The organism is Winogradskya humida (assembly GCF_016862215.1).
Classification (GTDB): Bacteria; Actinomycetota; Actinomycetes; order Mycobacteriales; family Micromonosporaceae; genus Actinoplanes; species Actinoplanes humidus.
Map to the genome: position 1 here is coordinate 42,436 of NZ_BOMN01000057.1, position 22,098 is coordinate 64,533.

Consider the following 22,098-nt stretch of genomic DNA (forward strand, 5'->3'; position numbering starts at 1 on the left):
CGCCGAGATGAGCCCGCCGTGCGTCAGCGAACACCCGGCGGTCGGTGCGTTCCTCGGCGTCCCGGTCGGCGAGCAGCGCCAGCGTGTCGGCGTTCGCATACGAGTCGACGAGCAGCCCGGTCAGCGCGGAATTCGCCTCCTGGTGCGTGGCGGACGCGCGCCGGTAGCGAGGAATCACGTACCCAGGTGGCGGTCCGTCCGGCCAGATCCCGGCGGAACCAGCCGACCGGTTGCAACGAGACGTACCGGTGGGCGCGCCACGTTGCCCGGGTCAGCGCGTTCGGCTTGAGGACGAGGTCGTCGATCGCCTCCCGGACCAGGTGGACCAGTGGCCGGGCGATCAGGACCAGCGCCGCGGCGCCGAGCAGCTCCCGGCCGTGGTCGCGCCACAGGCTGCCGGGGTCGGTCGCGCCGAGCAGATCGACGAGGAGGCCTGCGTACGCGATCAGCCAGACCTCGATGCCGGCACTGATCGCCGCGAGCACAACACTGGCTGCGATCACGCCGCGCAGGGGTTTGACCTCATGCCACAGGTACGCGCCGACGGCGGCCGGCGGGGTAGCTGTTACATCCTCGGGAAACGGGTCGATGTGGAACAGGGGAATCCTCCAGGCTGGATCGAAACGGGGGCCGGCGTCGCGATCTGCCTCATGATTCGATCTCCTTCGAGTCCCGGGTCAACGCCTGGACCGTAGCGCCTCCGGGGGTGGCACGAAACCGTGATTTCCGGGGGGCGGTGAGTCTCTAGATTTCTTCTCAGGAGCCGGGCCTTGGTGGTCCAGCCGGTCGAGGGGAACAGAACGATGCGCGTACGAGTGCTGGTTGTGACCGCGGTGGCGGTTGTGTCCGCGGTGGCCGGCAGTGCGCTTGCGCTGCACAACCCCGCGAAGGCCGAAGCTGCGACGCTGGGGCCCTGCGCCATCGAGAACCTGTCGACGACGGCCACCGACGAGGAGATGTTCGAGAAGGGCGGCGAGTTCTTCGAGAACGTGCGGCTCACCTACACGAACAAGTCCGCCACGTGCACCCTCTCGGGCAACCCGGTGGTCGCACTGACGGGCCCGACGACCGGTGGCTGGAAGCAGACCGTCAACCTGCCCGGCACCGGGACCGCGACGACGCTGACACTGGCGCGCGGTGAGTCGGCGCACTCGACGATCCGCGTGCGGCTGCTGCCCGAGGAGGAGCACATGTGGCAGCCGGCGGCGCTGCGGGTCCGGCTGCAGGGCACCGCGGCCGCGGCGAGTGTGGCGTGGCCCGAGGGGCTGACCATCCGTCAGGAGAACAGGACGCTGCCCGGCCTCGGCCTGCCGAACAGCATCGGGGCACCGGTCCTCGGCGCCTGATCCGCTGTCAACCGCGGGAGCGCCAGTAGTCCAGCGTCTGGTGCAGGACCGTACGGAACAGTGCGAAGTTGATCGGCTTGAAGATGTAGCTGTCCGCGCCGGCCGCGTAGCAGGCATCCGCCTCGGCCTGGTCCTCCGATGACGTGAACACGACGAGGGTCAGGGCGCTCACGGCGGGTTCTGCCCGGACCCGTTTGATCACGTCGAGTCCGCCCTCGCCGGGCATGTTCAGGTCGAGCAGGACCATGCCGGGCAGGGTTGCGCCGGCGGCGGTCAACCGGGGCATGACCTCGGCGCCGGAGCGCAGGAATTCCAGTCTCACCTGGGGGTGGGAGCGGCCGATGGCCCGGCCGATCGCCTCGACGTCCTCGTCCGAGTCCTCGACGACCAGCACCAGGTCCCGGTCGGGTTCACCCATCGTGATACTCCTCAGCGCGTACGGCCAGCACGGCGATGTCGTCGGCCACCGCGCCGCCGAAAATGGCGGAGGCCTGGCTCAACTCAAGGACGAGCGTCTCGACGGGGGCGTCGCGGAGCCGGTCGAGAGCCTGCCACAGGGCTTCATGGTCGAACATGACGCCGTCGGTGTCGCGGGCCTCGGTCAGCCCGTCGGTGAACATCAGCAGGGCGTCGCCCGGGGCGAGCAGCAGCCTGGACCGTCCGATGGTGGCCTGCGGGAGCACCCCGAGCGGGATGCCACCGCCCCGGGCCGCCTGCGCGGAACGGCCGCGGCGCAGCACGATCGGGGCGGGGTGACCGGCGGAATTCCACTGCACGGCGAGGCCTTTCGCGGCCGGGCGCAGCATGGCGACCCCGGCCGTGACGAACCGCCAGGAGCCGTCGCGGCGCAGGCCGGTGTTGAGCCGCCCGAGCGCCCGCGCGGGCGAGACGCCCTCGGTCAGCAGCGTGCCCAGGGTGTGCCGGGCCATGCCGGTCAGCGCCGCGGCCTCGGGGCCACGCCCGCAAACATCACCGACCAGGGCCGCAACCACACCGTCGGTACGCGTCACCACGTCGTAGAAGTCGCCGCCCACCTCGGTGACCCGGTCACCGACCGCATACGAGGCGGCGATCGCGATGCCCGGCACGACCGGCAGCCGGCTGGGGAGCAGATGCTGCTGCATGGTCACCACGTCGCGCCGCCGCTGCTCGTAGAGCTCGCCGTTGTCGATGGCCAGCGCCGCCCGGTAGGCGAGGTCGCGCAGGAAGTCCGGCGGCGGGATCCGGTCGTCACCGCGGTCGAAGAGGAAGAGCAGCACGCCGAGCACCCGCCCGCGGGCGCGAAGGACCTGCGGGTGAATGGTCCGGGTGCCGGTGGTGTCGGTGACGTCCGAGTGCACCCGTTCGGCGTTGCCCGTCACGGCCTTGCTCGCCATGGTGGCAAGACAGGCGGCGTACGCGGGGTTCGCCAGCGCGGTGTCGAGGCGGCGCATGTCGACGTGCACGGCGCTGCGCAGCACGAGCTTGCCCTCGTCGAGGACGTAGACGAGACAGCCCTCCGCGATGGCCGGCACCGCCATCCGGGCCGCCCGATGCATGGTCTGCGTGGTGTCCAGCACCGCGTCCATCTGCAGCGACGCCTCCGCGAGCAGCGCGTCACGCATCTGCTGCTCGTCCTCGGCGCGCCCGGCCAGCAGCCGGCGGATCGCCTCCCGCGTCACGTCGACGATCTGCGCCAGGCAGGCCCGCAACCGGGGCACGTCGGCATCGGCACCGACCACCACGAGCATGCTGCCGGCTTCCGTGCCGGGAACGTCGAGCCGGGCGGAGAGCACGTGGCGCGCGCCGTCGGCCCGCAGCCGCTCCAGCTCCGGACCGATGGAAACCACCGGCAGCCCCAGGGCGGCGATCTTCTCCGCCCCGGCGCGATCTTCCTGCCGCAACGGCAGACCAGCCCATCGGTACGCCGAGATGCCGCCGGCCAGATCGTGCCGCAGCCCCCACACGGCGAGCACCCCCGGCTCGCTGAGCAGCGGGGGTAACACCAGATCGGCCAGTTGATCACGCGCGGTGATCACGGTGACCGAGCTCCAGAGCCGATGCAGCGTCGCCGCCCACCCGAGTTCGACCCCGACCACATCCACCTCCCGAACGGCCACCTACGCAGCGTAACGAGGCTGCGGGCCGGGGCAAGTATTGCCTGATCGTTGCACTACGGCAAGTAATGACCCGCCGCATACTTCCTGACGTGCGCAAATCGATTCTCATCGTGCTCGCCGCGGGCCTCGCCGGGCTGGCGGTAGGGCTGATCGCTCCGGGGAACGGGCTCAGCGGCGGTGGGCAACTCGCTCTGCCGCGGCGGATCTCCACGCCCTACCCGTGGACGCCCAGCCTGGAGCAGGCGCCGCTGCGATCGGCCTCGGTGCTGATCGACATCGACGACACCGTAGGCGTCGTCGGCGACTCGTACCGGCGGCTGTCGCTCACCGGGCCGCCCGGTGAGGGAGTGCTGCTGTCGCCGGACGGCACCCGCGTCGCTTACCGGGTGCTCGGCGCCCTCGTCATCCGGGCGGTCGACGGCACCTCGACGCGGGTGTTCCCTGACGGCAGCGGGGGCGGCGCGCCCCGGGGTTGGTCCGCCGACGGCACGCTGCTCGCCGTTGCCCGCGGCGCCGAGCTGCGACTCCTTGAACCGGGCAGCGGTCAGGCCCGGACGGTGGGGACGGTGCCCGCGGAATGGGACGGGCCGGTCGCGTTCACCCGGGCCGGCGATCGGCTGGCGTACCAGGTCGGGCAGCGGATGGTGATCGCCGGCACCGATGGCGCTCAGGAGTCCGGGTTCGCTGTGCCGGCGGGGATGGTGCTCGCCGGGAAGGGCGCATGGACGCCGGACGGCGCATCGCTGCTGGTCGGCGCCGCTGTGGGGGATGGGTGGCAGTTCCGGACATTACGGGCGTCCGACGGGTCGGTGGATCCGGCTCCGGCTCTGGCCGTGTTGCGTCACGCCGGCGCTGGGCGGGCTCTGGGGTGGCGGCCTGACGGGACGCTGGTCGCTGTCGCCTACGAACCAGCCCCGGCGTCCTCCGGGGCGGCGCCGCTGGTCTCCGGGCCGGGCAGGGTGCCGTCCGGGACGGGGGCGGCGGAGGGTGCCCGGGTTCGGGTGGTCGGGCTGGTCCGTGGGGAGGTCGCGGAGCGCTCGTTGATGGAGGTGCCCGAGGGGGTCAGTGGCATCGACGTCGCGGGGCAGGCTGTGGTGCGGTCGGAGCCGGCCGTGGGGGTGGCGGTGTGGCCGGTCGCGGGGTGGTGGCTTGCCGGGGTTGTTTCTGTGGTGCTCGCGGTGGCCGGGTTGTGGCGGGTTCACGGGCGTGGCCTGCGGGAACGCCTACGGCGAGCTCTGGAGACGCGGGCGGCGCGGCGGGCCGGCAAGAAGCGGGGGCCGGGGGACGGCGGCGCGCCGGGGTGGGCTGGTAGGAAGCGGGGGCTGGGGGATGGCGGCGGGCTGGGGTGGGGCGAGGATGGGCGGCCGCTGGGGGATGGCGGGGAGGTGCGGGTGAGTGGCGGGGAGGTCCCGGCGGATGCGCGACCGGCCGGGCCACGCACGAAGATCCGCGAGTGACTCGGCCGGTTGGTGGTGCGGTTGTTGCGCGCTGTCGGGCGTAATTACAGCGATGTGAAGCAGATCGTTGCGAAAGTGGCTGACGGCCACCGGCACTGACCAGCTGGGTTTATTCGGGGACCTTGCGGTAGGCGCCGTCGCTGGCGCTGGTGGCCATGGAGGCGTAGGCGCGCAGGGCTGCGGAGACCGGGCGGGTGCGGTCGGCCGGGGTGTAGGGCTTGGGGCGGCGTTCCTGCTCGTGGCGACGCTGGGCGAGGTCTTCGTCGGTGACGTTGAGGGAGATGGTGCGGCCGGGGATGTCGATGGTGATCTCGTCGCCGGTTTCGACCAGGGCGATCAGGCCGCCTGAGGCTGCTTCGGGGGAGACGTGGCCGATGGAGAGGCCGCTGGTGCCGCCGGAGAAGCGGCCGTCGGTGATCAGGGCGCAGGCTTTGCCGAGGCCACGGCCCTTGAGGAAGCTCGTGGGGTAGAGCATTTCCTGCATGCCGGGGCCGCCGCGGGGGCCCTCGTAGCGGATGACCACGACGTCGCCGGCCACGACCTGTTTGCCGAGGATTCCGGTGACCGCGTCGTCCTGGCTCTCGAAGACGCGGGCGGGGCCGGTGAATTTCCACAGGGTCTCGTCGACGCCGGCGGTCTTGACCACGCAGCCGTCGGGGGCGAGGTTGCCGAAGAGGATCGCCAGGCCGCCGTCAGCGGTGTAGGCGTGCTCGACCGAGCGGATGCAGCCTGCCTCGGCGTCGGTGTCGAGCTTGGCCCACCTGTTCTCGGTGCTGAACGGGAGCACCGTGCGGACTCCGCCGGGCGCCGCGTGGAAGAGCTCCAGCGCCTGGTCGGTGGGCTGGCCGCTGCGGATGTCCCAGTCGTTGAGCCACGAGGTGAGGTCGGGGGAGTGGACCGAGCGCACGTTGGTCTTGAGGGCGCCGCCGCGGTTGAGCTCGCCGAGCAGGGCGGGGATGCCGCCGGCGCGGTGGACGTCCTCCATGTGGTACTTCGGGCTGTTGGGGGCGACCTTGGCCAGGCAGGGCACGCGGCGGGAGATGGCGTCGATGTCGGCGACGCTGAAGTCGAGCTCGGCCTCGCGGGCCGCGGCCAGCAGGTGGAGCACCGTGTTGGTGGAGCCGCCCATCGCGACGTCCAGGGCGACGGCGTTCTCGAAGGCGTCGCGGTTGGCGATGCTGCGCGGCAGGACGCTCTCGTCGTCGTTCTCGTAATACTGCTTCGCGATGTCGACGATCAGCGCGCCGGCCTTCTCGAAGAGCGCCTTGCGGGAGGCATGGGTGGCCAGCGTCGAGCCGTTGCCGGGCAGCGCCAGGCCGATCGCCTCGGTGAGGCAGTTCATCGAGTTGGCGGTGAACATGCCGGAACACGAGCCGCAGGTCGGGCACGCCGAGCGCTCGATCGTGTCGAGCTGCTCGTCGGTGACGTTCTCGTTGGCGCTGGCCGACATGGCGTCGACGAGGTCGAGCTTCTCGTGCACGACGCCCTCGATGGCGACCGTCTTGCCGGCCTCCATCGGGCCGCCGGAGACGAAGACCGTCGGGATGTTGAGCCGAAGCGCGGCGATCAGCATGCCGGGAGTGATCTTGTCGCAGTTCGAGATGCAGACCAGGGCGTCGGCGCAGTGCGCGTTGACCATGTATTCGACCGCGTCGGCGATCAGCTCGCGGCTGGGCAGCGAGTAGAGCATGCCGCCGTGGCCCATGGCGATGCCGTCGTCGACCGCGATCGTGTTGAACTCGCGGCCGATCCCGCCCGCCTCGAAGATGGAGTCGGCGACGAGGCCACCGAGATCCTTGAGGTGGACGTGACCCGGCACGAACTGGGTGAAACTGTTGGCAATCGCCACAATGGGCTTGCCGAAGTCGTCGTCGGTCATGCCGGTGGCGCGCCAGAGGGCGCGGGCGCCGGCCATCGTCCGACCGTGTGTAGAGGTCCGGGAACGCAGCTCAGGCATGAGCCCATACTGCCACCGCCGGTAAGGACCGGCTCCGTGTCAGGCGCCACTAAGTCCATAGGTCGGGACACCCCAACTCTCGATTAAAAGATCCGAATGCGGCAGAGTGTTCCCGTGCACTCACCGTCCGGCGTGGAGCTGGCCGGGCTGGCGAGCCTCGTGGTCGCGGTCCCGGCCGTCGCTCTGCTGGCCAATTCGGGGCGCAGACACACCGGTGCCGCCCGCCGGGCCCACCTCCTGCTCGCCGCCGGCGCCGCTGTCGCGACCGCGGCCGCGCTGGCCGGGGCGCTGAGCGCGATCTCGTACGGTTCCAGCCGCACCCTCGGCCAGGCGGTCGCCGCCGCGACGGCGCTGGGCACGTTCACCCTGCTGATCGGGACGCTGATGCTGCCGGGCGCCGCGGAGAACCGCCGCGCCGGGCTGCGTCACCTGCTCGACGGGCTGATCATCGCCGCGGCCCTGTGGTTCGTCGGCTGGGTGCTCGTCGCCGAGCCGACCCGGATCCTCGGCGGCCGTACCCCCGTGCAGTGCCTGTCGATCCTGCTCCCGGCCGGGGTCGTCGCCATCGCCGTCGGGCTGACCGCGATGCTCGCCATGCACGCGCACCGGCCCCGGCACGTCACGGTCCGGGTCGCCGCCGGGGTGACCGTCGTCGCGCTGGCGGCCACCGCTCTGTCCAGCGGCATCTGCCAGGGCAAAGCGGACGTCGTGCTGGTCGGCGCGTTGCTGCTGCCGGCCGGGCTGCTCGTGGTCGCCCACGCGGTGAAGATCGCCGACCGCCCGGTCACGGTCACCGGGGACATCATCCAGCGCGGCTCCGGGTACGCGTTCGTCCCGATGGCCGCCATGATCATCGCTGGGACGTACCACATCCTGGCCGGTGGCGAGTTCACCGGATTCGGCTTCCTCGGCGTCAGCGTGGAGGGATTCGCGCTGGTCAGCCGGCAGTATCTCGCGCTGGGCGACGTGCGCAACTACACGCTGCAGCTGCGGCACCGGGAGGCGCACTTCCGCGAGCTCGCGCACACCGACCCGCTGACCGGGCTCGCCAACCGCCGTGGCCTGGTCCGGGCGCTGCGCGAGCGGTCGACGACGAACCGCACCCTGGTCAGCCTCGACCTGGACGGCTTCAAGAACGTCAACGACATGCGCGGGCACGACGTCGGCGACGCGGTGCTGGCCGAGGTGGGCGAGCGGCTGCGCGCCAACCTGCGCGACGGCGACGTGGCCGCACGGCTGGGCGGTGACGAGTTCGCGGTGCTGATGGCCGCCTCACCCGAGGAGGCGCTCGCGGTCGGGCAGCGGTTGCTGACGAGGCTGTGCGAGCCGTACGAGACCGGCGACGGCCCCGTCTTCCTCTCCGCGAGCATCGGCGTCGCGGGATCACCCTCGCCCGGCGACACCGGCGAGCTGATGCGCGACGCCGACCTCGCCCTGCGCTACGCGAAGCAGCGCGGCAAGAACCGGGTCGAGAGCTACCAGAAGCGCTACGACGAGCTGCTGCGCCGGCACAGCGTGCTGGAGAACGAGCTGCGGCACGCCATCGACCGCGGTCAGCTGCGGCTGGTCTTCCAGCCGGTGGTGGCCCTTCCCTCGGTACGCCCGGTAGGTGCCGAGGCGCTGCTCCGCTGGACCCATCCGGAGCTCGGCGCGGTCCGCCCCGACGAGTTCATCCCGGTCGCCGAGGAGTCGGACCTCATCTGCGTGCTCGGCACCTGGGTGCTCGACCAGGCCTGCGCGCAGCTCGCCAAGTGGCTGATCGCGGGGCACGACGTGTGGGTGTCGGTGAACCTGTCACCCAAGGAGCTGCACGCCGCCGACTACGCGGGACGGGTCGCGGCGGTGCTGCGCAAGTACGGCGTACCGCCACAGCGGCTCGTGCTGGAGGTGACCGAGCACGCCGTCGCCACGGACATGGACGAGCTGATCCGCCGGCTGGTCGAGCTCCGGTCGACCGGGGTCCGGATCGCGCTGGACGACTTCGGCGCGGGTTATTCCTCGCTCGGGCAGCTCCGCAATCTCCCCGTGGACATCCTGAAGATCGACCGCGCGCTGGTGGCCGAGCCGGAGTCGCGGACCGGGATGGCCGCGCCGCTGGTCGACGTCGTGGCGCGGCTCGGGCACCGGCTCGGCCTGGAGGTGCTCGCCGAGGGCATCGGCACCCCGGCGCAGCGCGAGGTGGTCGAGGAGGCCGGGTGCCGGCTGGGGCAGGGTTCGCTGTTCGGCTGGGGTGTGCCGGCCGAACATCTGGAGACCCAGTTGCGCACGGCCCGGCAGTCCGGGGCCCGTCCGGTGCCCGCGGCGCGGAGCCGCCCCACGGTTACGAACAGCGCACCCGCGCGCAGCCAGATCATCATGCTCGGACCGGGGATGCGCCAGGTCAGAGCGGTTTTACCGACCGATCCCGCCTTTTCGAGTGACCAAGATGTGAGATCAGTTGACGCACCACGTGAGATGGGGCAGTCTTAGCCGCATGTGTTCGACGTTTCTCGTAGTACTTAGTTGAGCGCGCTGCCTCACCAGATTCTCTGAGGGCAGTGCGCTAGGTCCCGTGCGAAAGCACGCGGGCCTTTTTTGTTGCTCCGGGAACGCCACAGCTGATCCCACCCGCAGCGGAAAACTGAACACAAAACCTCGAAACGAAGGCCTGAACTGCCATGACGAAACCCACCCCCGAGACCCTCGCGAACCGCGCAAACCCGGCCACCGTCGCGGCGGCCACCGTCGCCCCAGCCGTAATCACGGTCCCGCCGACCCCCGCCACCGGGGCCGGCTCGCTCGTGCGGTCGCTCGAGGCGCTCGGCGTCGAGGTGGTCTTCGGCATCCCGGGCGGCACGATCCTGCCGGCCTACGACCCGCTCTACGACTCGTCCATCCGGCACATCCTCGTCCGCCACGAGCAGGGCGCGGGTCACGCCGCCACCGGATACGCCCAGGCCACCGGCAAGGTCGGCGTGTGTATCGCCACCTCCGGGCCGGGCGCCACCAACCTGGTCACCGCGATCGCCGACGCCTACATGGACTCGGTGCCGATCGTGGCGATCACCGGGCAGGTGTCGCGGCCCTCGATCGGCACCGACGCCTTCCAGGAGGCGGACATCCAGGGCATCACCCTGCCCATCACGAAGCACAACTTCCTGATCCAGACGCCTGAGGAGATCCCTGAGGTCCTGGCGGAAGCCTTCCACCTGGCGTCGACCGGACGCCCGGGTCCCGTGCTCGTGGACATCCCCAAGGACGTGCAGCAGGCGCAGACCACGTTCGCCTGGCCGCCGGTGCTCGACCTGCCGGGTTACCGCCCGACGCTGCACCCGCACGGCAAGCAGATCCGCGAGGCGGCCCGGCTGATCGCTGCCGCCAGGCGCCCGGTGCTCTACGTGGGCGGCGGCGTGCTCAAGGCCGGCGCCACCGACGGGCTGCGCAAGCTGGCCGAGCTCACCGGCATCCCGGTGGTCACCACGCTGATGGCGCTCGGCGCGTTCCCCGACTCGCACCCGCAGCACCTGGGCATGCCCGGCATGCACGGCACGGTCCCCGCGGTCTACGCGCTGCAGAAATCCGACCTGCTGATCGTGCTCGGCGCGCGCTTCGATGACCGGGTGACCGGCAAGCTCGACTCGTTCGCGCCGGACGCCAAGGTCGTGCACGCCGACATCGACCCGGCGGAGATCGGCAAGAACCGGCACGCCGACGTCCCGATCGTGGGCGACGCGCGGCACGTCATCGACGAGCTGATCGCCGCGATCGGTGGCACGGCGAGCGGTGCCTCCTCGTACGACCCGTGGTGGTCCACCCTCAACGACCTGCGCACCCGGTACCCGCTCGGCTACGACGAGCCGACCGACGGCACGCTCGCCCCGCAGTACGTGATCCAGCGGATCGGCGAGCTGGTCGGCCCGGACGCCGTCTACGTCGCCGGCGTCGGGCAGCACCAGATGTGGGCGTCGCAGTTCATCAAGTACGAGAAGCCGGGCACCTGGCTCAACTCGGGCGGCGCGGGGACCATGGGCTACGCGGTGCCCGCCGCGATGGGCGCCAAGGTCGGCCTGCCGGACACCGCGGTGTGGGCGATCGACGGCGACGGCTGTTTCCAGATGACCAACCAGGAGCTCGCCACCTGCGCGCTGGAGGGCATCCCGGTCAAGATCGCCGTCATCAACAACGGCAACCTCGGCATGGTCCGGCAGTGGCAGACCCTGTTCTACGAGGGCCGGTACTCCAACACCGAGCTGGGCACCCACAAGCACCGGATCCCCGACTTCGTGAAGCTGGCCGACGCACTGGGCTGTGTCGGGCTGCGCTGCGAGTCGAAGGACGACGTGGACGCCACCATCAAGGCGGCCATGGAGATCAACGACCGGCCGGTGGTCATCGACTTCACGGTCGGCAAGGACGCCATGGTGTGGCCGATGGTGGCGGCCGGCACCAGCAACGACGAGATCATGTTCGCCCGGGACGTGCGCCCCGCCTTCGAAGAGGACGACCTGTGAGCACCCAGAACAAGCACACGCTCTCCGTGCTGGTCGAGAACAAACCCGGCGTCCTCGCCCGGGTGAGCGGACTGTTCTCCCGGCGCAGCTTCAACATCGACAGCCTGGCGGTCGGCGAGACGGAGAACCCGGACGTCAGCCGCATCACGATCGTGGTCAACGCCGACTCCTCACCCCTGGAGCAGGTGACCAAACAGCTCAACAAGCTGGTGAACGTCCTGAAGATCGTCGAGCTGGACCCGCAGCAGTCGGTCCAGCGCGAGCTCCTGCTCGTCAAGGTGCGCGCCGAGCGCGCCGTGCGTGGCCAGGTGCTCGAGACCGTCGAGCTCTTCAGGGCCAAGGTGATCGACGTCGCACCGGACACCCTCACGATCGAGGCGACCGGCAACCCCGACAAGCTGGACGCGTTGCTGCGCGACCTCGAGCCGTTCGGCATCAAAGAAATGGTCCAGTCCGGCCTGGTGGCAATCGGCCGTGGCTCTCGATCTATTACCACCGGCCCCGCGCTTCGCGCAGCCTGAGCAAAATTCGTTTGAGAGGGAAAGTCATGACCGCGGAAACGTTCTACGACGACGACGCCGACCTGTCCATCATCCAGGGGCGCAAGGTCGCCGTCATCGGGTACGGCAGCCAGGGCCATGCCCACTCGCTGTCGCTGCGCGACTCGGGCGTCGACGTGGTGATCGGTCTGAAGGAGGGCTCCAAGAGCCGTGCCAAGGCCGAGGAGCAGGGCCTGAAGGTGCTCACCCCGGCCGAGGCCTCCGCCTGGGCCGACGTGATCATGGTGCTGGCGCCGGACACCGCGCAGCGCAAGATCTACACCGAGTCGATCGAGCCCAACCTGACCGCGGGTAAGGCGCTCTTCTTCGGGCACGGCCTGAACATCCGCTTCGAGCTGATCAAGCCCCCGGCGGACGTCGACGTGGCGATGGTCGCCCCCAAGGGCCCGGGTCACCTGGTCCGCCGCCAGTACGTCGACGGCAAGGGCGTGCCCGCCCTGATCGCCGTGGAGCAGGACCCGACCGGTGGCGCCCAGGCGCTCGCCCTGTCGTACGCGAAGGCGATCGGCGGCACCCGCGCCGGCGTCATCAAGACGACGTTCAAGGAAGAGACCGAGACCGACCTCTTCGGCGAGCAGGCGGTGCTCTGCGGTGGCACGGCGGCGCTGGTGCAGACCGGCTTCGAGGTGCTCACCGAGGCCGGTTACGCCCCGGAGATCGCCTACTTCGAGTGTCTGCACGAGCTGAAGCTGATCGTCGACCTCATGTACGAGGGTGGCATTCAGCGGATGCGGTACAGCATCTCGGACACCGCGGAGTTCGGTGACTACACCCGCGGCCCGCGCGTGATCAACGCCGGGGTCAAGGAGGAGATGAAGAAGATTCTCTCCGAGATCCAGTCCGGCCAGTTCACCCGTGAGCTGATCGAGGACGACGAGAACGGTGGCCCGCTGCTCAAGAAGTACCGCGAGCAGGGTGCGGCGCACCCGATCGAGATCACCGGTAACAAGCTGCGCGGCATGATGAGTTGGGTGGACCGCCCGATCACCGAGACCGCCTGATTATCGATGACTACTACGGGTCATGAGGTCTCCGGACCTCATGACCCGTGATGTTAATCGGAAACGTGGCCGTTACGTGCTGCTTACCTGTCCGGCGTCGTCATCGAATTGTGCACTGTTCAAGCACTTGTGAGTGGCATTGAACAGGTAGCCTCGCCGCATGCGACTGGCTGATTCTTTCCGGAGTGAGCGCTTCGGCGCGGTCCGGATTCATGAGCTCCAGAGGGTGATCGAGCTCGACTCGGGCGCCGTGCACGACACCGGTCAGGCGAGTCTTTCGGCTGGTAGCCGCGTCGTCCCGCCGGATGCAATGCGCGCCGTCGAATCGCAAATGGTAATCGTCGTCCCCTGCATGAATGAGACACGAAGCGTCATCGAAGGCGTGCTCTCCGGAATTCCCCATGACTGTCTCATTGTGCTCGTCTCGAACAGCGACAGGCTCCCTGTCGACCGGTACGAGATCGAGGCGCAGACCCTCGAACAGTTCTGCCGGCTCGCCGGGAGATCCGCGATCTCGATCCACCAGAAGGACCCCGGGCTGGCCGCGGCATTCAAGGCCGCCGGCATGGAAGAACTCATCGGCGACGATGGACTGATCCGTAACGGCAAGGGCGAGGCCATGCTTGTCGGCATGGCGGTGGCGGCTATGTCCGGGCGTCGTTACCTCGGCTATGTCGACGCCGACAATTACGTCCCCGGCGCCGTCAACGAGTACTGCAAGGCGTATGCGGCGGGGCTCCACCTGGCCGACAGCCCGTACTCCATGGTCCGCATCTCGTGGCACTCCAAGCCCAAGCTGCGTGACGGCCGGCTGTTCTTCAGCCGCAAGGGCCGCAGCTCGCAGATCACCAACGAGTGGCTCAACAGGTTCCTGGCGGAGTATTCGGGCTTCGGCACCGAGGTGATCGCCACGGGCAACGCCGGTGAGCACGCGATGAGCCTCGATCTGGGTCTGCGGCTGCGCCTGGCGGGTGGTTTCGCGGTCGAGCCGTACGAATACATGGATCTGTTCGAGCAGTTCGGCGGGGTCCTCGAGAGCAGCGACCGGGACGTCATGGCCGGCTCGGTGCCGATCCTGCAGATCGAGACCCGCAATCCCCATTTCCACGACAACAAGGGCGAGGAGCACGTGCAGGGCATGCGCATGCAGGCCCTCAACGTCATCTACCACTCGCCGGTGACCCTGCCGTCCGTGAAGAAGGCCATCGTCGACTTCATGATCGCCCAGGGCGCGCTCGAGCCGGGCCAGGAGCCGCCGAAGGAGCGGGTCTACCCGCCCGTGGGCAGTCTTGACCTGGAGCTTCTCTACGACGGCCTGGACGCGGAGGCGCTGACCTTCCGCCAGTTCGACGGCCGGGCGTCAGCGGGCCTGCCGCCGTCGCCACCGATCGCGCGCGCCTCGATCCCGCGCCAGAAGGTCTGATCACTGCAACCGGTCGGCGTGGCGGCGCCCACCGGTTCTTTCATTTCTGCAGAGCTCACTTCTGCAGGGCCCGCAGATATCGCCCGGTCATGAAGTCCTGGACCAGGGTCGCCACCGGCCCGCCGACCTTGGTGAGCAGCGTCGCCGGCCGCGAGAACGCCCTGATCCTGGCGCGCACCGCACCCTCCGCGGTGCGGTAGACCTCGAAGGCTTCCTCACCCTGTTCGGGATGGCCCGCGAGCGTTCCGTACGCGAACCCGCGCCGGTCCGGCTCGTCGAGCACATAGATCACCCGGCACAGAATCCGCACCACGAGTAGGTGCAGCGTCACTTCCACACCGGGCGCCGCCCGATCGGCTCCCGCATCAACCCGCAGTCCGGCGTCCCGGTGCATCTGCCAGGTCATCAGTCGTTCCGCTGCCTGATCCAACGACCCCTCGACCGCCACGTCACGGTCGACATGGCGATATCCGGCCGGCATCTCGGCGTCACGGGTGGCACCGACATTGACGTACGTGAACGGCTGCATGCGATTTCGTTTCACCTATGAGTCGGCTGTAACCGTATGATGACATCCCGTAGTGCAGGTCCGGGATGGAGACGTATGGCTCCCGTCGTGCTGATCGCAGAGGAACTCGCCCCCGCCGCCCTCGATGTCCTGGCCTACGACTTCGACGTGCGCCACGTCGACGGCACCGATCGCGCCGCCCTGCTCGGTGCGCTGGTGGAAGCCGACGCCCTGATCGTACGCAGCGCCACGCACGTCGACGCCGAGGCGATCGCCGTCGCGCCCCGGCTCAAGGTGGTCGCCCGTGCCGGGGTCGGACTCGACAACGTGGACGTCGCCAGCGCCACCGCGCACGGCGTCATGGTCGTCAACGCGCCCACCTCCAACATCGTCTCCGCCGCCGAACAGGCCATCGCGCTGCTGCTCAGCGTCGCGCGCAACACCGCCAGCGCGAGCGCGGCACTGAAACGCGGCGAGTGGAAACGGTCGCGCTACACCGGCGTCGAGGTGCAGGGCAAGATCGTGGGCGTGGTCGGGCTCGGCCGCATCGGGGTGCTGTTCGCGCAGCGTATGGCGGCTTTCGGGACCCGGCTGATCGCGTACGACCCGTACATCCAGCCCGCTCGGGCGGCGCAGTTGGGCGTACGCCTGGTCGGCCTCGACGAGCTGCTGCGCGAGAGCGACTTCATCTCCGTGCACCTTCCGCGTACCCCGGAGACCCTGGGTCTGATCGGGGAGAAGGAGCTGGCGACCGTCAAGCCGGGCGTACGCATCATCAACGCCGCCCGCGGTGGCCTCGTCGACGAGCAGGCCCTCGCCGACGCCCTGGCCGAGGGCCGGGTGGCCGGGGCCGGGCTGGACGTCTTCGTCACCGAGCCCGCGACCTCCTCGCCGCTGTTCGGCTTCGACAACGTCGTGGTGACCCCGCACCTGGGTGCCTCGACGGGCGAGGCGCAGGACAAGGCCGGGCTCGCGGTGGCCCGCAGCGTCAAGCTGGCCCTGCAGGGTGAGTTCGTGCCCGACGCGGTGAACGTGCAGGCCGGCGGCGTGGTCGACGAGGACGTGCGGCCGCTGCTCGGGCTCACGGAACGGCTCGGCAAGGTCTTCACCGCGCTGGCGGGCGGGATCGCGGCCAACGTCACCGTCGAGGTGCGCGGCCGGATCGTGTCGCACGACGTGGCAGTGCTCAAGCTCGCCGCCACCAAGGGGCTCTTCGCCTCCGTGGTGGAGGAGCGGGTCACCTATGTGAACGCGCCGCAGCTCGCCGCGGACCGGGGTGTCGAGGTCGAGCTGCTGGTGAACCGCGAGGTGTCCGACCATGACAACCTGGTCACCGTACGAGGCGTGCTGCCGGACGGGCGCACCGTGAGCGTCGCCGGGTCGGTCGCCGTCGTACGCGGCCGCGAGCTGCGCAAACTCACCCGGCTCGACGAGTTCGAGCTGGAGCTCGACGCCGGCGGGGTGCTGTTGTTCTTCCGCTACTCCGACCGGCCCGGCGTGGTCGGCCGGATCGGCTCGATCCTTGGCGAGGCCGGCGTCAACATCGCAGCGATGCAGGTGGCTCGCCGGGAGGCCGGGGGTGAGGCGCTGATGGCGCTGACCGTGGACTCGTCGGTCGACGCGGATCTGCTGTCCACGGTCGCCGCGGAGATCGGTTCCGCGCGGGGCAGCATCGTCGATCTGCGCGAGGAATGATCAGCGGGCCTTCACCGGCGGGGGGTAGACGGTGCCGTCCTGCAGATCCAGCAGATCCAGGTTGAGCTCACCGGCGAGTCGCTCGATCGTCTCCAGCACCGCGTCGGGGCAGCTCTCGTCCAGCCGCATCGTGATGTGGTCCGCGGCCGCGTGCAGCGGCGCGGTGGCCCAGGGGGAACCGGTCATCGTCGCGCGCGGCCCGCGATCCGGGTAAGTGCTGGTCAGGGAGTTGTAGAAGGCGACTACGCGGGGGTCTGCGGGGCGTTGCGCGTGCTCGCCACGGGCACAACGCGCATTAGCGGCCCGCACGTCGTCCGGCCGGTCGGCGTTGTCCATGGCCCACACCACGAGGTCGAAACTCACCGGCGCATGGTGCCATAAAGGTGGCCGCTACATCCCATTGTCGCGCCGACACGCGGGGGATGCGTCTTGCGCGACATTAGTCCGCATCGCTAGCGTTGGTCCTTGCCACGCGGGCGTGGCGGATTTGTCTTCGGGTGACGACTCCGTCGCTGTCCCGTGTGGTGGTTGCACCCCCGGCGGGCGCGAAGCCACGCGTTTTCGTCGTGACGGCCCCCGTGAGATCGTTGCCGCGATCCCGCGGGGGCTGTTCGCTGTCCGAACGCTTCCAATCCACAATCTGAGACCGCCGTACCGAAGATCGGGACAGCGAGATACGGTGGGCCTGGTCTTGTCTAGGTGAGGGAGTGCTCGTGAGCGTGGCGCGGATCGCGGTGGTGGCCGGCGACGGCATCGGGACCGAAGTGACCGCACAGGCTCGCAAGGTCATTGAGGCCGTCCTCCCCGGCGCTGAGTACAACGAGTACGACCTCGGCGCCCGGCTCTACAACCGCACCGGTGAAGTCCTCCCGCAGGCGGTCAAGGACGAGCTGGCCGGTCACGACGCCATCCTGCTCGGTGCCATCGGCGACCCCAGCGTGCCGCCGGGCGTGCTCGAGCGCGGCCTGCTGCTCAAGCTGCGCTTCGACTTCGACCAGTATGTGAACCTGCGCCCCTCGCGCCTCTGGCCCGGGACGGTCAGCCCGCTCGCCGGCATCAAGCCCGGTGAGATCGACATGGTGGTCGTCCGCGAGGGCACCGAGGGCCTCTACGTCGGCGCCGGCGGCGTCCTGCACAAGGATACCCCCGCCGAGATCGCCACCGAGGAGAGCCTCAACACCCGCTACGGCGTCGAGCGGGTCATCCGTGACGCCTTCGCGCGGGCGCAGAGCCGTGAGCGCCGCCACCTGACGCTCGTGCACAAGACCAATGTGCTCACCCACGCGGGCGGGCTCTGGGCGCGCACCTTCAAGGCCGTCGCCGCCGAGTTCCCGCAGGTCACCACGGAATATCAGCACATCGACGCGGCGAGCATGTTCATGGTGAGCAACCCGCAGCGCTACGACGTCGTGGTGACCGACAACCTCTTCGGTGACATCCTCACCGACATCGCCGCTGCCGTCACCGGCGGCATCGGCATGGCAGCCAGCGGCTCCGTCAACCCGGAGCGCCAATACCCGTCGACGTTCGAGCCGGTGCACGGCTCCGCGCCCGACATCGCAGGTCAGGGCATCGCCGACCCCGCCGCCGCCATCCTCTCCGCCGCGCTGCTCCTCGAGCACCTCGGCCACCCGGACGAGGCCCGCCGAGTATCCGAGGCGGTCGCGGCCGAGGTCGCTTCCCGTGCCCCGGGAGCCTCGCTGCGCACCGCCGAAGTCGGGGACCGGGTCGCCGCCACCGCGGCCGCCTGATCCACTCGTCGCCCTATCGGGCGTTCTCTCCACCCCGAGTCCCCTCGCCTGAGCGGGGGGACGGTCAAGCCTGACATCGGCTTTGAACGACCGTTCGGGGTAAGTTCATGGGGCCCTACGGGTGCTACCGCATGTCTTGAATCAGTCTTTTCGACAGAAAGCAGGTCTCTGCCATGAGTGGTGGTGACAACCTCGATTTCGAGATCCGTCCGCACACCGCGCCCGTAGGCGACGCGGACCGGTCGGCACTGCTGACCAACCCCGGCTTCGGCAAGATCTTCACCGACCACATGGTCACCATCCGGTACGCGGAGGGTAAGGGCTGGTACGAGCCCCGTGTCGAGGCCCGCGCCCCGATCCCGATGGACCCGGCCGCCGCTGTTCTGCACTACGCCCAGGAGATCTTCGAGGGGCTGAAGGCCTACACGCTGCCCGACGGCGGCGTCGCGATGTTCCGCCCGGATGCCAACGCCACGAGGTTCGCCCAGTCGGCGCAGCGGATGGCGATGCCGGCGCTGCCCGTCGACACGTTCATCGAGTCGCTGCACCAGATGATCAAGATCGACCGGTCGTGGATCCCGCAGAGCGAGGACGGCTCGCTCTACCTGCGCCCGTTCGCGTATGCGAGCGAGGTCTTCCTCGGGGTGCGCCCCGCCATGGAATACCTCTACCTGGTCATCGCGTCCCCGGCCGGCGCGTACTTCAGCGGCGGCGTCAAGCCGGTGACGGTGTGGGTGACCCCGGACTACACGCGGGCCGCGCCCGGTGGCACCGGCGCCGCGAAGTGCGGCGGCAACTACGCCGCCGGTCTCTCGGCGCAGGCCGAGGCGATCGAGCACGGCTGCGACCAGGTCGTCTATCTCGACGCGGTCGAGCGTAAGTACATCGACGAGCTCGGCGGCATGAACATCATCTTCGTGATGGACGACGGCAGCCTGGTCACGCCGCCGCTGACCGGCACGATCCTGCCGGGCATCACCCGCGACTCGGTGCTCAAGCTGGCCGAGCGGGCCGGTCGCAAGGTCGAGGAGCGCCCGGTCAGCATCGACGAGTGGCGCGAGGGCGCGGGCTCCGGCCGCATCCGGGAGACTTTCGCGTGCGGCACGGCCGCGGTGATCACCCCGATCGGCACGGTCCGCTCGACCGAGGGCGAGTTCACCGTGGCCGACGGCGGCTCCGGCGAGGTCACCATGGGCCTGCGCGAGGAGCTCACCGCCATCCAGCGGGGCCGCGCCGAGGACCCGTTCGGCTGGGTCCATAGGGTTCTGTAGCGCTTATTCGAGCAGGTGGTCGCGCATTGCGGCCACCTGCTCGCCGGTCACCCCGAGCTCCTTCACGTACGCCTCGACCGAGCCGTGCCGCGCCCGCAGGTCGTCGAGGAACAGCAGCATGGCGTCCCTCGGGCAATTGAACATGTGGTACTTGTCGTTGATCACGTGCGGCCTGGTCCTGGTCAGGTATTCGGTCAGCGATGCCATGGACGCCTCGGTGAGCGCGTAGTCCTCGGCGATGTCGGTGTCCGAGACCCCGAGCAGCTCGAGGGTCAGCGCGCAGACCACGCCGGTGCGGTCCTTGCCGGCCATGCAGTGCACGACCATCGGGGCGGCCTCGGGGCTCGCGATCAATGACAGTGCCGCAGCCAGCCCGTCCCGGCCGTCCTCCGCGAAGTTCAGGTAGCGATCGGCCAGCCACCGCTCGTGCGGCGTGCCCGCGGGCTCCGGCACGGTCGCCCAGTCCACGTGCTCGATCACCAGGTTGTGATAGTCGAGCCCCTCCGACTCCGGCACCCGGCCGATCTCCTCGACCTCGTGCGCGCGGCGCAGGTCGATCACGCTGCGGATCCCCAGCGCGTCCCAGGTGACCAGGTCGTCACCCTTGAGCCGGTGCAGCGAGTCGGAGCGGAACAGCCGCCGCCAGCGGACCGTCCGGCCATCGAGCCCGGCGTATCCGCCGACGTCCCGGAAGTTGTAGTTCGTGGTGAATGCAAGACTCCGCGAGGTCATGGACCCAACCTAATGTCTGCCGGCTCGCGTCCCGGAGTCTGGACTTCTGTCCCACAAAGCGGCAAGCAGTGGCATGCTTCCGTACGTGACCCACCACTACGTGCTGATTATTCGCACCTTGCGCGCCGGCTGACGCTCCCCGCCGACGCGCAGACCTCCCGCATCCGCGGGGGGTCTTTTGTTTTGGGTCTAAACAGTCCTCCGAAAGGAAGCTCGGCATGGTCTACCAGGTGTTCGACACGACGCTGCGAGACGGCGGTCAACGCGAGGGCATCAGCTACTCGGTCGTCGACAAACTGGCCGTCGCGCGGCTGCTGGACGAGTTCGGCGTGGGCTTCATCGAGGGCGGCTGGCCGGGTGCGATGCCCAAGGACACCGAGTTCTTCGAGCGGGCCAAGACCGAGCTGGACCTCAAGAACGCGCTGCTCGTCGCGTTCGGCGCCACCCGCAAGGCCGGCGTCGACGTCGCCACCGACCCGCAGGTCAAGGCACTGCTCGACGCCGAGACCCCGGTGGTCTGCGTGGTCGCCAAGTCCGACATCCGGCACGTCGAGCGGGCCCTGCGCACGACCGGCGAGGAAAATCTCGCCATGGTCCGCGACACCGTCGCCCACCTGGTCGCCAACGGCCGCCGCGCGTTCGTCGACTGCGAACACTTCTTCGACGGCTTCCGCTACGACCCCGATTACGCCGCCTCCGTGGTCCGCGCGGCCTTCGACGCCGGCGCTGAGCGCGTTGTCATGTGCGACACCAACGGCGGCATGCTCCCGTCGATGATCACCGCGGCGATCAACGACGTGGTCGAGCGCGCCGGGGTCAGCCCCGACCAGCTCGGCATCCACTGCCAGAACGACACGTCCTGCGCGGTGGCGAACACCATCGCCGCCGTCGAGGCGGGCGTCGAGCACTTCCAGTGCACGGCCAACGGCTACGGCGAGCGTCCCGGCAACGCCGACCTCTTCGCCGTCGTCAGCAACCTGCAACTCAAGCTCGGGCTGAAGGTCCTACCGGACGGATGCCTCGAGAAGGCGACGCGGGTGTCCACCGCGCTCGCCGAGATCGCCAACATCGCCCCCGACACCCACCAGGCCTATGTCGGGGCCGCTGCCTTCGCTCACAAGGCGGGGCTGCACGCGAGCGCGATCAAGGTGGATCCGCTGCTCTACAACCACGTCGACCCGTCGGTTGTCGGCAATGACATGCGGATCCTGGTGACCGAGATGGCCGGCCGCGCCAGCATCGAGCTCAAGAGCCGCGAGCTCGGGCTGGACCTGGCCGGCCATCCGGAAACCCTCACCGAGGTGACCCGCAAGGTCAAGGATCTCGAGGCGGGCGGGTGGTCCTTCGAGGCCGCCGACGCCTCCTTCGAGCTGCTGGTCCGCGACGTCCTGCCGGGCGCGGCCCTGGTGCGGCCGTTCACCCTGGAGTCCTACCGGGCGCAGGTCGAGCACCGCGAGGACGGCACGGTCGTGTCAGAGGCAACGGTCAAGGTACGCGTACGAGGCGAGCGCGTGATCGCCACCGCCGAGGGCAACGGCCCGGTCAACGCCCTCGACGAGGCCCTGCGCGTAGCCCTCTCCCAGCACTACCCGGAGCTCAAGGACTTCCAGCTCGCCGATTACAAGGTGCGCATCCTCGAAGGCTCCCACGGCTCCAACGCCATCACCCGCGTCCTCGTCGAGACCAGCGACGGCGCGCGCGACTGGACCACGGTGGGCGTACACGAGAATGTCGTCGAAGCCAGCTGGCGCGCCCTCACCGACGCCCTCACCTACGGCCTCGCCCCCGCGCGAGCGAAGGTCTGACCG

The 22,098-nt window shown here is 69.6% G+C and carries 18 protein-coding genes; 11 read left to right on the forward strand and 7 right to left on the reverse strand.

What is annotated here, in order from left to right:
• Nucleotides 1–23: 23 nt before the first annotated feature.
• Nucleotides 24–503 carry a hypothetical protein gene (locus Ahu01nite_RS50535; protein ID WP_239159046.1) on the reverse strand — a complete coding sequence of 160 codons (480 nt, stop codon included), beginning with the start codon at nt 501–503 and terminating at the stop codon, nt 24–26.
• Nucleotides 504–803: 300 nt separating this feature from the next.
• Here Ahu01nite_RS50535 and Ahu01nite_RS22180 point away from each other — a divergent pair, with 300 nt between their 5' ends.
• The gene (locus Ahu01nite_RS22180) at nt 804–1,346 is read left to right on the forward strand and encodes a DUF4232 domain-containing protein (protein WP_203838507.1); all 543 of its coding nucleotides are present in this window, start codon (nt 804–806) and stop codon (nt 1,344–1,346) included.
• Between the two features lie 7 nt (nt 1,347–1,353).
• On the opposite strand, the gene Ahu01nite_RS22185 is transcribed toward Ahu01nite_RS22180, so the two are convergent.
• Together Ahu01nite_RS22185 and Ahu01nite_RS22190 are read right to left on the reverse strand one after the other, a co-directional pair.
• Nucleotides 1,354–1,764 (reverse strand): response regulator, encoded by a 411-nt coding sequence (locus Ahu01nite_RS22185; protein WP_203838508.1) that lies wholly within the window; start codon nt 1,762–1,764, stop codon nt 1,354–1,356.
• Complete coding sequence (locus Ahu01nite_RS22190) at nt 1,757–3,445, reverse strand: PP2C family protein-serine/threonine phosphatase (protein WP_203838509.1); 1,689 nt, start codon at nt 3,443–3,445, stop codon at nt 1,757–1,759. Before Ahu01nite_RS22190 ends, Ahu01nite_RS22185 begins: the two co-directional genes overlap by 8 nt.
• Nucleotides 3,446–3,534: 89 nt before the next feature.
• On the opposite strand from Ahu01nite_RS22190, the gene Ahu01nite_RS22195 reads away from it, so the two are divergent.
• A complete protein-coding gene (locus Ahu01nite_RS22195; protein WP_203838510.1) occupies nt 3,535–4,902 on the forward strand; it encodes a hypothetical protein in 1,368 nt (455 codons plus the stop codon).
• A 109-nt stretch (nt 4,903–5,011) separates the two neighbouring features.
• Here Ahu01nite_RS22195 and ilvD read toward each other — a convergent pair whose 3' ends face one another.
• On the reverse strand, nt 5,012–6,859 hold the full coding sequence (gene ilvD / locus Ahu01nite_RS22200; protein WP_203838511.1) for a dihydroxy-acid dehydratase: 1,848 nt from the start codon (nt 6,857–6,859) through the stop codon (nt 5,012–5,014).
• 114 nt (nt 6,860–6,973) lie between these two features.
• Between ilvD and Ahu01nite_RS22205 the strand changes: the two genes are divergently transcribed.
• The 5 genes from Ahu01nite_RS22205 to mpgS all read left to right on the forward strand — a co-directional run bounded on the left by Ahu01nite_RS22205 (nt 6,974) and on the right by mpgS (nt 14,333).
• The gene (locus Ahu01nite_RS22205; RefSeq protein WP_438874811.1) at nt 6,974–9,328 is read left to right on the forward strand and encodes a putative bifunctional diguanylate cyclase/phosphodiesterase; all 2,355 of its coding nucleotides are present in this window, start codon (nt 6,974–6,976) and stop codon (nt 9,326–9,328) included.
• Nucleotides 9,329–9,516: 188 nt separating this feature from the next.
• A complete protein-coding gene (locus tag Ahu01nite_RS22210; protein WP_203838513.1) occupies nt 9,517–11,349 on the forward strand; it encodes an acetolactate synthase large subunit in 1,833 nt (610 codons plus the stop codon).
• Nucleotides 11,346–11,870: an acetolactate synthase small subunit gene (ilvN, locus tag Ahu01nite_RS22215; RefSeq protein ID WP_203838514.1), complete on the forward strand. Its 525-nt coding sequence runs from the start codon at nt 11,346–11,348 to the stop codon at nt 11,868–11,870. Before Ahu01nite_RS22210 ends, ilvN begins: the two co-directional genes overlap by 4 nt.
• A gap of 26 nt (nt 11,871–11,896) precedes the next feature.
• Nucleotides 11,897–12,910, forward strand: coding sequence for a ketol-acid reductoisomerase (gene ilvC / locus Ahu01nite_RS22220; protein WP_203838515.1), 1,014 nt, complete (start codon nt 11,897–11,899; stop codon nt 12,908–12,910).
• Between the two features lie 160 nt (nt 12,911–13,070).
• Entirely contained in the window at nt 13,071–14,333 is a 1,263-nt protein-coding gene (gene mpgS / locus Ahu01nite_RS22225; protein ID WP_203838516.1) for a mannosyl-3-phosphoglycerate synthase, read from the forward strand.
• Nucleotides 14,334–14,388: 55 nt separating this feature from the next.
• Here mpgS and Ahu01nite_RS22230 read toward each other — a convergent pair whose 3' ends face one another.
• Nucleotides 14,389–14,862, reverse strand: coding sequence for a DUF1990 domain-containing protein (locus Ahu01nite_RS22230; RefSeq protein ID WP_203838517.1), 474 nt, complete (start codon nt 14,860–14,862; stop codon nt 14,389–14,391).
• Nucleotides 14,863–14,937: 75 nt separating this feature from the next.
• Here Ahu01nite_RS22230 and serA point away from each other — a divergent pair, with 75 nt between their 5' ends.
• Nucleotides 14,938–16,536, forward strand: coding sequence for a phosphoglycerate dehydrogenase (serA, locus tag Ahu01nite_RS22235; RefSeq protein WP_203838518.1), 1,599 nt, complete (start codon nt 14,938–14,940; stop codon nt 16,534–16,536).
• Here the strand turns inward: serA and Ahu01nite_RS22240 are convergent, their stop codons facing one another.
• Nucleotides 16,537–16,872 (reverse strand): hypothetical protein, encoded by a 336-nt coding sequence (locus Ahu01nite_RS22240; RefSeq protein WP_438874814.1) that lies wholly within the window; start codon nt 16,870–16,872, stop codon nt 16,537–16,539.
• A 383-nt stretch (nt 16,873–17,255) separates the two neighbouring features.
• On the opposite strand from Ahu01nite_RS22240, the gene Ahu01nite_RS22245 reads away from it, so the two are divergent.
• Both Ahu01nite_RS22245 and Ahu01nite_RS22250 read left to right on the forward strand, forming a co-directional pair.
• The gene (locus Ahu01nite_RS22245; protein ID WP_203838703.1) at nt 17,256–18,287 is read left to right on the forward strand and encodes a 3-isopropylmalate dehydrogenase; all 1,032 of its coding nucleotides are present in this window, start codon (nt 17,256–17,258) and stop codon (nt 18,285–18,287) included.
• A gap of 173 nt (nt 18,288–18,460) precedes the next feature.
• A complete protein-coding gene (locus Ahu01nite_RS22250) occupies nt 18,461–19,558 on the forward strand; it encodes a branched-chain amino acid aminotransferase (RefSeq protein ID WP_203838520.1) in 1,098 nt (365 codons plus the stop codon).
• A gap of 3 nt (nt 19,559–19,561) precedes the next feature.
• Here Ahu01nite_RS22250 and Ahu01nite_RS22255 read toward each other — a convergent pair whose 3' ends face one another.
• A complete protein-coding gene (locus tag Ahu01nite_RS22255; RefSeq protein ID WP_203838521.1) occupies nt 19,562–20,290 on the reverse strand; it encodes a tyrosine-protein phosphatase in 729 nt (242 codons plus the stop codon).
• 218 nt (nt 20,291–20,508) lie between these two features.
• Between Ahu01nite_RS22255 and cimA the strand changes: the two genes are divergently transcribed.
• Nucleotides 20,509–22,095 (forward strand): citramalate synthase, encoded by a 1,587-nt coding sequence (cimA, locus tag Ahu01nite_RS22260; RefSeq protein WP_203838522.1) that lies wholly within the window; start codon nt 20,509–20,511, stop codon nt 22,093–22,095.
• Nucleotides 22,096–22,098: the final 3 nt, after the last annotated feature.

What these genes read in the sequence shown, in the direction of transcription:
- Ahu01nite_RS22180 (WP_203838507.1), top strand. Translation starts at nt 804, where the DNA reads ATGCGCGTACGAGTGCTGGTTGTGACCGCGGTGGCGGTTGTGTCCGCG.
- Ahu01nite_RS22185 (WP_203838508.1), bottom strand. Translation starts at nt 1,764, where the DNA reads ATGGGTGAACCCGACCGGGACCTGGTGCTGGTCGTCGAGGACTCGGAC.
- ilvD (WP_203838511.1), bottom strand. Translation starts at nt 6,859, where the DNA reads ATGCCTGAGCTGCGTTCCCGGACCTCTACACACGGTCGGACGATGGCC.
- Ahu01nite_RS22210 (WP_203838513.1), top strand. Translation starts at nt 9,517, where the DNA reads ATGACGAAACCCACCCCCGAGACCCTCGCGAACCGCGCAAACCCGGCC.
- ilvC (WP_203838515.1), top strand. Translation starts at nt 11,897, where the DNA reads ATGACCGCGGAAACGTTCTACGACGACGACGCCGACCTGTCCATCATC.
- mpgS (WP_203838516.1), top strand. Translation starts at nt 13,071, where the DNA reads ATGCGACTGGCTGATTCTTTCCGGAGTGAGCGCTTCGGCGCGGTCCGG.
- Ahu01nite_RS22230 (WP_203838517.1), bottom strand. Translation starts at nt 14,862, where the DNA reads ATGCAGCCGTTCACGTACGTCAATGTCGGTGCCACCCGTGACGCCGAG.
- serA (WP_203838518.1), top strand. Translation starts at nt 14,938, where the DNA reads ATGGCTCCCGTCGTGCTGATCGCAGAGGAACTCGCCCCCGCCGCCCTC.
- Ahu01nite_RS22240 (WP_438874814.1), bottom strand. Translation starts at nt 16,872, where the DNA reads ATGGACAACGCCGACCGGCCGGACGACGTGCGGGCCGCTAATGCGCGT.
- Ahu01nite_RS22250 (WP_203838520.1), top strand. Translation starts at nt 18,461, where the DNA reads ATGAGTGGTGGTGACAACCTCGATTTCGAGATCCGTCCGCACACCGCG.
- Ahu01nite_RS22255 (WP_203838521.1), bottom strand. Translation starts at nt 20,290, where the DNA reads ATGACCTCGCGGAGTCTTGCATTCACCACGAACTACAACTTCCGGGAC.
- cimA (WP_203838522.1), top strand. Translation starts at nt 20,509, where the DNA reads ATGGTCTACCAGGTGTTCGACACGACGCTGCGAGACGGCGGTCAACGC.